General features: G+C 68.8%; 11 protein-coding genes. 5 read left to right on the forward strand and 6 right to left on the reverse strand.

What is annotated here, in order from left to right; translation table 11 throughout:
• The coding region (locus BFF77_RS04355) for an aldo/keto reductase (RefSeq protein WP_066943947.1) at positions 1-990 on the reverse strand (990 nt) is incomplete at its 3' end.
• Positions 991-1,145: 155 nt separating this feature from the next.
• Here BFF77_RS04355 and BFF77_RS04360 point away from each other — a divergent pair.
• Together BFF77_RS04360 and BFF77_RS34210 are read left to right on the forward strand one after the other, a co-directional pair.
• A complete protein-coding gene (locus BFF77_RS04360; protein ID WP_066943949.1) occupies positions 1,146-2,102 on the forward strand; it encodes an AraC family transcriptional regulator in 957 nt (318 codons plus the stop codon).
• 223 nt (positions 2,103-2,325) lie between these two features.
• Positions 2,326-2,901 (forward strand): hypothetical protein, encoded by a 576-nt coding sequence (locus BFF77_RS34210; protein ID WP_066943951.1) that lies wholly within the window; start codon positions 2,326-2,328, stop codon positions 2,899-2,901.
• Positions 2,902-3,029: 128 nt separating this feature from the next.
• Here the strand turns inward: BFF77_RS34210 and BFF77_RS04370 are convergent, their stop codons facing one another.
• From BFF77_RS04370 to BFF77_RS04385, 4 genes are all read right to left on the reverse strand, one after another.
• Positions 3,030-3,422, reverse strand: a complete 393-nt coding sequence (locus tag BFF77_RS04370; protein WP_066943953.1) for a VOC family protein — start codon at positions 3,420-3,422, stop codon at positions 3,030-3,032.
• A complete protein-coding gene (locus BFF77_RS04375) occupies positions 3,419-3,721 on the reverse strand; it encodes an ArsR/SmtB family transcription factor (RefSeq protein ID WP_066943955.1) in 303 nt (100 codons plus the stop codon). The genes BFF77_RS04370 and BFF77_RS04375 overlap by 4 nt, the downstream gene beginning before the upstream one ends.
• Positions 3,722-3,827: 106 nt before the next feature.
• Entirely contained in the window at positions 3,828-4,556 is a 729-nt protein-coding gene (locus BFF77_RS04380) for a hypothetical protein (RefSeq protein ID WP_211280151.1), read from the reverse strand.
• Complete coding sequence (locus BFF77_RS04385; protein ID WP_066943959.1) at positions 4,549-5,022, reverse strand: ATP-binding protein; 474 nt, start codon at positions 5,020-5,022, stop codon at positions 4,549-4,551. The genes BFF77_RS04380 and BFF77_RS04385 overlap by 8 nt, the downstream gene beginning before the upstream one ends.
• 128 nt (positions 5,023-5,150) lie before the next feature.
• Here BFF77_RS04385 and BFF77_RS04390 point away from each other — a divergent pair, with 128 nt between their 5' ends.
• Genes BFF77_RS04390 through BFF77_RS04400 form a run of 3 tightly spaced genes read left to right on the forward strand, consistent with a single transcriptional unit; the run spans position 5,151 to position 6,365 of the window.
• Positions 5,151-5,975 carry a helix-turn-helix domain-containing protein gene (locus BFF77_RS04390; RefSeq protein WP_066943961.1) on the forward strand — a complete coding sequence of 275 codons (825 nt, stop codon included), beginning with the start codon at positions 5,151-5,153 and terminating at the stop codon, positions 5,973-5,975.
• The gene (locus tag BFF77_RS04395) at positions 5,962-6,165 is read left to right on the forward strand and encodes a DUF397 domain-containing protein (protein WP_066943963.1); all 204 of its coding nucleotides are present in this window, start codon (positions 5,962-5,964) and stop codon (positions 6,163-6,165) included. The genes BFF77_RS04390 and BFF77_RS04395 overlap by 14 nt, the downstream gene beginning before the upstream one ends.
• A complete protein-coding gene (locus BFF77_RS04400; protein WP_066943965.1) occupies positions 6,162-6,365 on the forward strand; it encodes a DUF397 domain-containing protein in 204 nt (67 codons plus the stop codon). The genes BFF77_RS04395 and BFF77_RS04400 overlap by 4 nt, the downstream gene beginning before the upstream one ends.
• 439 nt (positions 6,366-6,804) lie before the next feature.
• On the opposite strand, the gene BFF77_RS36165 is transcribed toward BFF77_RS04400, so the two are convergent.
• Positions 6,805-7,566 (reverse strand): RDD family protein, encoded by a 762-nt coding sequence (locus tag BFF77_RS36165; RefSeq protein WP_079124824.1) that lies wholly within the window; start codon positions 7,564-7,566, stop codon positions 6,805-6,807.
• Positions 7,567-7,914 lie beyond the last annotated feature (348 nt).

Consider the following 7,914-nt stretch of genomic DNA (forward strand, 5'->3'; position numbering starts at 1 on the left):
TGGACGAGGTCTCGGCGCCGGATAGTTCAGCACCGGCGCCGAGACCTCGTCCAGCGTCCGGAGGTGCTCGGGGGTGAGCGTCACCTCCAGGGCGGCGAGGTTGTTCTCCAGGTGCTCCACGCGCCTCGCGCCGAGGATCGGTACGACGGTGCCCTCGCGGGCCCGCAGCCATGCCAGCGAGACCGCCGCCGACGTGGTCCCGAGCTCGTCCGCGATCGCGGCGACGGCGTCGATGACCACGAACTCGTCCTCGCCGGGACCGCCGACGTAGGCGGCACGGGCGGAGTCGGTGACCTGGCCCCCGCGCCGGTACTTGCCCGACAGGAAGCCGTTCTTCAGCGGGCTCCACGGGACCAGCGCCATCCCCTGGTCGCGCGCGAGCGGCGCGAGTTCGCCCTCGACGGTACGCGCGAGCAGCGAGTACTCGACCTGCAGGGCGATCAGCGGGGTCCAGCCCTTCAGCAGCGCCGTCGTCTGGGCCTGGGCCGTCACCCAGCCCGGAGTGTTCGAGAACCCGATGTAGCGGATCTTGCCGGCGCGCACGAGATCGTCCAGCGTGCGCAGGGTTTCCTCGATCGGCGTCTGCCGGTCCCAGTTGTGCAGCCAGTACAGGTCCAGATGGTCGGTCCGCATCCGGCGCAGGCTCTCGTCGAGCTGGGCGATGATCGACGAGCGGCCGGCACCGCCGCCGTTGGGATCGCCGGGAAAGAGGTTGGTGAAGAACTTCGACGCCAGGACCACCCGGTCGCGGCGGCCGGGACGGGCCGCGAACCAGTCGCCGAGGATCTTCTCCGAGTGCGTGTTGGTGTAGAAGTTCGCGGTGTCGATGAAGTTGCCGCCGCGGTCCAGATAGGCCGCCAGGATCCTCTCCGACTCCTCGACACTGCATCCCGCGCCTCCGGGATCGTCACCGAAGGTCATCGCGCCGAGGGCGAACGGGCTGACCCGCAGCCCGGACCGGCCGAGTGTCACATAGTGGTCGAGCGGCATGAACGTACTCCTCCGTGTGCTCCGAAACCGTCCTCTCCATCGAAGCGCGAGCCGTGGGGGCACGGTAGACCGATCCGCGCGACCTCTTGCACGATCCTCTTCGCTTCGCGCGGATCGGGCTTGCCCCGCAGGGCGTACGGATGCTTCCGTGAGGTGTGCACACCACCGCTCATGAACTCCTCGACGAGATCCGCGGCATCATCACGGCCCGCGCCCGGCCGGATCTGACGACGTCGGTCGACGGGCTGCTGCTGTCCAAGGTCGGGACCGCGGCGCCGGACCATTCACTGACCGAACCGCTGCTGGTCGTCATGGCGCAGGGCGCCAAGCGCCTGCTGCTCGGCGACCAGGTGTACGAGTACCGGGCGGGCGAGTGCCTCGTCGTCACCGCGGAACTGCCCGTCACCGGCCACTTCCTCGGCGCCGGCCCGCGGACCCCCGCGCTGGGCATGGGGCTGGTGCTGCGGCCGGCCGCCATCGCACCGCTCCTGCTGGAGCTCCCGGCCGTACGTCGGTCACGCACCACCGCGGGCCCGCCCGCGATCGCGACCGGCGCGGCCGGCACGGAGCTGCTCGACGCCGTGGCCCGGCTGCTGCGGCTGCTCGACCGCCCGGCGGACGCGCACGTGCTCGCGCCCCTGATCGAACGGGAGATCCTCTGGCGCCTGCTCACCGGCCCGCACGGCGGCATGGTCCGCCAGATCGGCATGGCCGACAGCGGGCTGTCCCATGTCGGCCGGGCGATCCGGTGGATCCGCGACCACTACGCCGAACCGATGCGGATCGAGGACCTCGCCCGGCTGACCGGGATGAGCTCGTCGGCGTTCCACCGGCACTTCCGCGCCGTCACGGCCATGAGCCCGCTGCAATTCCAGAAGCGGATCCGTCTCCAGGAGGCCCGCTCGCTGCTGATCACGCGCGCGGGCGATGTCGCGGGCGTCGGCCATCGCGTCGGCTACGACAGCCCGTCGCAGTTCAACCGCGAGTACCGCCGTCTGTTCGGCGCGCCGCCCGGCCACGACACCCGCCCGCGTACGGCGACCGCTCCGCCGGACATCCGGCACGAGATCCAGCAGGAGATCCAGCACCGGGGGATACGGCACCTGCCTTGACGGGGCCTCGGTCATCCGCCGAGTTCCGGACCGGCCGGTGCGAGCCCGTACCGGCCGCCGGCGCCGGCCCCGGGCCCGGTGAGACCCGGGGCGGTCCCGAATGTCACAGGGCGACGACCGCGCTGTCATCACTCCAGGACCGCTCTTCTGCTCCGGCCGCACACCGGCCACAGTGGTGCTCACCACCAGCCGCCAGCCCCTAGCCACACGGAGCGTTGACATCATGGCCCGCACCCAGCGTCGCAAAACCGTCCTCGCCGCTCTCGCCCTCGTCGCGGCCACCGCGCTGCTGACGGCCTGCCAGCAGGACACTTCCGGGGCGACCGGGACCGGGAACGGTACGGGGACGAGCGCGGACGCGAGTGCGCCGGCCGAGCCGGCCGGCGCCACCTCGCCGTCGCCGGAAGCCGTCACCAGCGCCCCGGCGGAAGCGGACACCGACGCGGACCCGGACTCCGGCGCCCCCGGCGACGGGAAGGCCCAGGACGGCGGCACCGACGGCAACGTTCCCAGCAACGGCAAGGGCGAGGGCGTCACCGGCACCTGGTTCGGCAATGTGAGCTACCTCGCGCCCGGCAAGTACACCGTCAGCGACATGAAGGGCGTCGAGCAGGCCTTCTGGCTCGCCGTCGACACCGACATCCAGGGCACCGGCGACATCTGCGGCACCGACGACCCGAACGCCCAGGCCGCCACACCCTGCACGGAGGCCGAGTTGGAGGCCGCGGCGAAGAAGGGCGTCTCCGCGGAGGTCACCCTGAAGAACGGCATCGCCGTCCGCATCGTCGACGACCACTGACGGCCCGTCGGCGGAGACGGACCGGCTCGGCGGACCGGGCCGGCGGCGCCGATGAGCACCGCGCGCGGCCCGGCACCGTCCGGGTCCCGGACATCAGACATCGTCCGGGCCCCGCACACGTGGCGCGTCTATTCCGGCTTCGCCGCGATCTGGATCAGGTTGCCGCAGGTGTCGTCGAAGACGGCGGTGACGATGGGGCCCATGTCCACGGGCTCCTGGGTGAAGCGGACGCCGAGGCCGCGCAGGCGCTCGTACTCCGCGTGCACGTCGTCGACGGCGAACTGGGCGAGCGGGATGCCGTCCTTGACGATCATGCTGCGGTACGGCTCGACGGCCGGATGGCCTGCGGGCTCCAGCAGGAGCTCGGTGCCGCCGGGCTCGTCGGGCGAGACGACGGTCAGCCACCGGTGCTCCTCGCCCAGCGGGATGTCGTGTTTCTTCACAAAGCCGAGGATCTCGGTGTAGAAGGCCAGGGCCTTGGCCTGGTCGTCGACGAAGACGCTGGTCAGGTGGATCTTCACAGGGGGCTCTCCTCGGGTTCGGATGTGTCGGGCACGGGCCATCGCTCGGTGATCTGCCGCAGCGGGACCGTGTCCAGGTCGTGGAACTTGTAGCGGCCCTCCCGCCTGGTCCTGACGAGCCCGGCGGCCTCCAGCACCGCGAGGTGCTGGGAGACCCCCTGGCGCGAGATGCCGAGCTGATGCCTCATGCTCAGCCGCGCGCAGATCTCGAACAGCGTCTGTCCGGACTTCTCCGTCAGTTCGTCCAGGATGGTGCGGCGGGTGGGGTCGGCCAATGCTTTGAAGAGGTCGTCGGCCACGACCGCAGCATAGGCAAGTTGCCACTTGCCTATCAAGCCGCGGCGCGCCGTCCGATGACCGATCACTGGCGCCGGTGACCTCCCGGACGCACCGGCCGACCACGTCTCACGCCGCCCGCTCCGGCCCGGCCGTCGCCTTCCGTCTCATGTACTGCGCGTGCTCTTCCGCCAGATCCACCATCGTGAACTCCGCCAGACTCATGAGCAGTTGCGCCGCCAGCACCCAGTGAATGCGCCAACTGTGAAACGGCACCCCGTCGGCGGAGTAGGCCACGGGCGTACGGCCGTACAGCCGGTACAACGCGCCCTGAACGCCGCCCAGCTCGAACGTCCGCACCCGTAACGCCACATACTGCTTCCGCAGATGCGGACAGGCCCGCACCGACGTCACCGCGCACGGCACGCACAGCGGCGGATGCCCGGTCACGAGATCGGTCGCCCACGCGTCCCGGTCGTCCGCGTCCTCACCCACCAGCCACAGCGTCCCGTCGGCGGTACGGTCCGCCGGACCGCCGCAGATCTGGCACAGCAGCTTCCGCATCGCCCGGCGCTGCCGGAAGAAGTGGACGTTCCCGAACTCCGGCCTGCCCTTCCCCGGGCTCAGCCCGATCCGCTTCCACAGGATCCCGCGCGCGTCACGGTCGTGCGGCAGCTCGTCCGTGTACCGGATGCCACGGTCGCCGGCCGCGACCATCGAGGGCGGACACCGTTCCGACGACCACCGCGCGATGTACGGCACCACGTCCGGCCGGGCGAACGCGCCCACCGGAGGCCGCTCCCGCCGCTCCTCCGCGCCGTCCCCGACGACACCGTCCCTGACGACCCGTTCAGCCACGTTCACAACCGCCCTCGTCCACGCCCGCGTCCACGCCCGCGTCCTCGTCCGGGAGCGACAGGGCCGCCCACACCGTCTTCCCCCGGCCCTCGCCGTGTTCGATCACGCCCCACTCGTCCGCCAGCGCGTCCACGAGCACCAGCCCGCGCCCCCCGGACGCCTCCGGCCCGGCCGGACGCCTGCGCGGCAGCTCCGGCGACCCGTCGTGCACCTCGATCCGCAGCCCGGCCGGCCTGCGGAAGTAGTGCGTCTCGATGATCTGCTCCGGTACGACCTGCGCGTGGCGCCCGGCGTTGGTGAGGAGTTCGGACAGGACGAGCAGGGCCGAGTCCTCCAACTCGGCCAACCCCCAGCCGGCCAGCGCTTTGCGCAACTCCAGCCGCGCCAGCGCGACGCACCTCGGATGACGGCTCCACCGCAGCACCACACTGCCGTCCGTTTGGCTCCCCTGCCGGTTCAGCCTCATGTCAACGTTCCCTCCACCTGCTTGTTTCGCTTTCTGTGACGAAGTACTCACAGAGTGGAAGGTGTGCCGCTACTGTGGCTAGTAGTGGGGGGTTGACAACGGTCGCTTCAGATGAAGGAGTTGATGGCATGGCGGAAGCCAGTAAGCCGCGCACCCCTCGGCAGAAGTACGGGGAGGAGCTCAAGCTGCGCCGGATAGCCGCAGGCATGACTCAGGAGATGTTGAGCGAGATCGTGGTGTGCTCGCCCACGCTCATCAGCCACTTCGAGGCGGGCCGCCGCCTGCCGAACCCGGACGACGCGAAGCGGATCGACGTCGCGCTGGGGACGGACGGGTTCTTCGCGCGGTGGCTGAAGGATCTCGACCCCAAGTACCCCGATTACTTCGCTGTAGTGGCGGAACTGGAGCAGCAAGCGACGGAGATTCGAGAGTACGGCTCCACACTGATCCCTGGCCTTCTTCAGACAGAGGCGTACGCGCGGGCTGTGTACAAGGTTTACGACCCGAACCCCCGACCCAAAGATCTTGACGAGAAGGTGGTCGCTCGCAGGGCCCGTGCTCGGCTCTTTGACGGCCCGTTGGAGCCCGTAATCTGGACTCTGCTGGACGAGGCAGCCCTCAGGCGCAAGGTCGGCGGCCCGCAGGTCATGGCTGAACAGCTCCACAAAATCGCAGACTTGGCGGAGGCTGGACGGTTGCGGCTGCATGTGCTCCCGTTTAGGGCAGGCGAGCACGCTCTACAGGCTGGCGCGATCTACCTGATGAGCTTCGAAGACGCCGCACCGGTGGCCTACACAGAGGGCTTCCACACGGGGTACCTGATGGACGATCCCGCCATGGTGCACAGGTGCCAGGTGTCATACAGCCTGGCCTTGGGGGATGCTTTGCCCCACAAGGAGTCCCTGGCCCTGGTCAGGGCCATAGCGAAGGAATACAAAGATGAACAGCACTGAGCGTTTCGCTGGGTGGCGCAAGTCCAGCTACAGCTCGGGCAACAACGACAACTGCCTCGAAGTGGCGGACGGGTACGCCGACATCCCGGTCCGCGACTCCAAGAACCCCACCGGCCCCGCCCTGCACTTCCAGCCCACCAACTGGACGTCGTTCATCGAGTCGGTCAAAGCGGAGACCCTCCGAGCATGAATAGCAGTGAGCGTTTCACCGGGTGGCACAAGTCCAGCCACAGTTCGGGCAACAACGACGCGTGCCTCGAAGTGGCGGACGGGTACGCCGACATCCCGGTCCGCGACTCCAAGAACCCCACCGGTCCGGCCCTGCGCGTTCAGCCCGCTACCTGGTCGTCGTTCATCGGCGCCCTGAAGTCCGGGAGCCTGACCCGCTGACCGCCCTCGGGTCCGGCCTTCCCTCTCGGCTCCGGCTTGGTCGGAGCCCAGGGCCTGGACGGCCGGACCGTCGGCAAGAGCACCGGGCGTTCACGTCACGTGCCAAGTACTTCCGTGAGCCGGGCTCGTGGTTGACCGGTAAGACTCCCTCGCAGCGTCTCGGCGCGGATGCGGACGAGCCCGGTACGGAAGCCTCCGGGGAGTCGCTGCCATACCTCCGTCGGCATACCTCCGTCGCCATGTCTGCGGCGCCCTGGGGATCGCGGTCGGCCCGCAGACACTGTGCGGTATCCCGCGCCGGCAGGGCCCGTGTCCTGATCGACGGCGAGTCCGTGAGCGCGGGCGCGGCCTCCTGCTCGGCGTGTCGGCCGTTCGCCGCGCTCCGGTCGCCAGGACCGGGCTCGACCTCGAACCGCCGTAACCTCAGCCGTCAAAGGCCCTAGCGTGTTGAAACAACATAGGTGCCCGCGACTCTGTCCCACAGGAAACGGCGCTTCACATCGATTCTCCAAAGAAGCAGAAGAAGCCACACTCCGAAGACCGTGACAGCACCGACCAGGAACAGAACATACTTACAGACACCGCGAGTGCAGGCATCCCGCAGTCGGACCTTCTGCCCGTCGACGCGCTTGACCCGCATCCCCATCGCATACTTGCCGATCGACGTCCCGGTTATGAACTCAAGAGTGAATGCGACCAGGAGCACGGAGAGCAGTGGGACAAGGCAGGCGACTGCCGCCTGGCTTGAGGGTGTGTACTCGTCGAACGGAATCCCCTTCCGCGCGCTTGCGACCCACGTGGCGATCAGAAATGCGACGACCACGGGCAAAGCAAGGAAGATCGGGACGAATCCGTCCAGGACGTTGGCCAGGTAGCGGTCGGTCAATCGGGGAATCCGGCCGACAACGGGCGGGGAGTGGGGATGATTCCCCACAATTGGATTCGCCGCCGGCGCGGCTCCGGGGAGCGGATTCGCCGGCTGCGGCGACCTTGGAACCAGATGGTCCCGAAAAGCGATGAGGGAAGCCGGCGCCAGGAGCAACCCCAGGACCATGGCGGTAATGGTCAGACGTTGATCCGAACCATCACTACCCTTGCTGGGAATGAATGGAATTCCCCAGAACCAAACGGTATACATGACGGCCGCGCACACGATGAATACAGCGACGCAGAACAATAACAGTCGCAGTGCAGATCTCATGCCTTAATCCCCCGTCCCCCAAATGTGCCTGATCGACCGTATGCCCTGTATTGAACCCCTCTAATCGTTGTCCGGTCGCGCAAACCGCAAATGCGAGCAGACGGACCGGGGAGTGCCGGACCCCGCGTCGGTCACGCGTCTGGGAGAGATGCCTTGCTCAGGTCGGGAGCCTGACCGGCTGACTGGCGGGTCGTCCCACCTCGCCCCTTCCGGGCTCAGGTGACGGGACGGGCTGGGGTTCGGCGGGCCGGGGCGTGAGGGACGGGGTCGTCGGCGACACCGATGGGGGTGCGGGGCTGGCCGGGCCCTCCTGGGGGCGCTCCCTCGGCATCACCAGCAGTACGCAGG

It is taken from the genome of Streptomyces lushanensis (genome assembly GCF_001700515.1).
Classification (GTDB): Bacteria; Actinomycetota; Actinomycetes; order Streptomycetales; family Streptomycetaceae; genus Streptomyces; species Streptomyces lushanensis.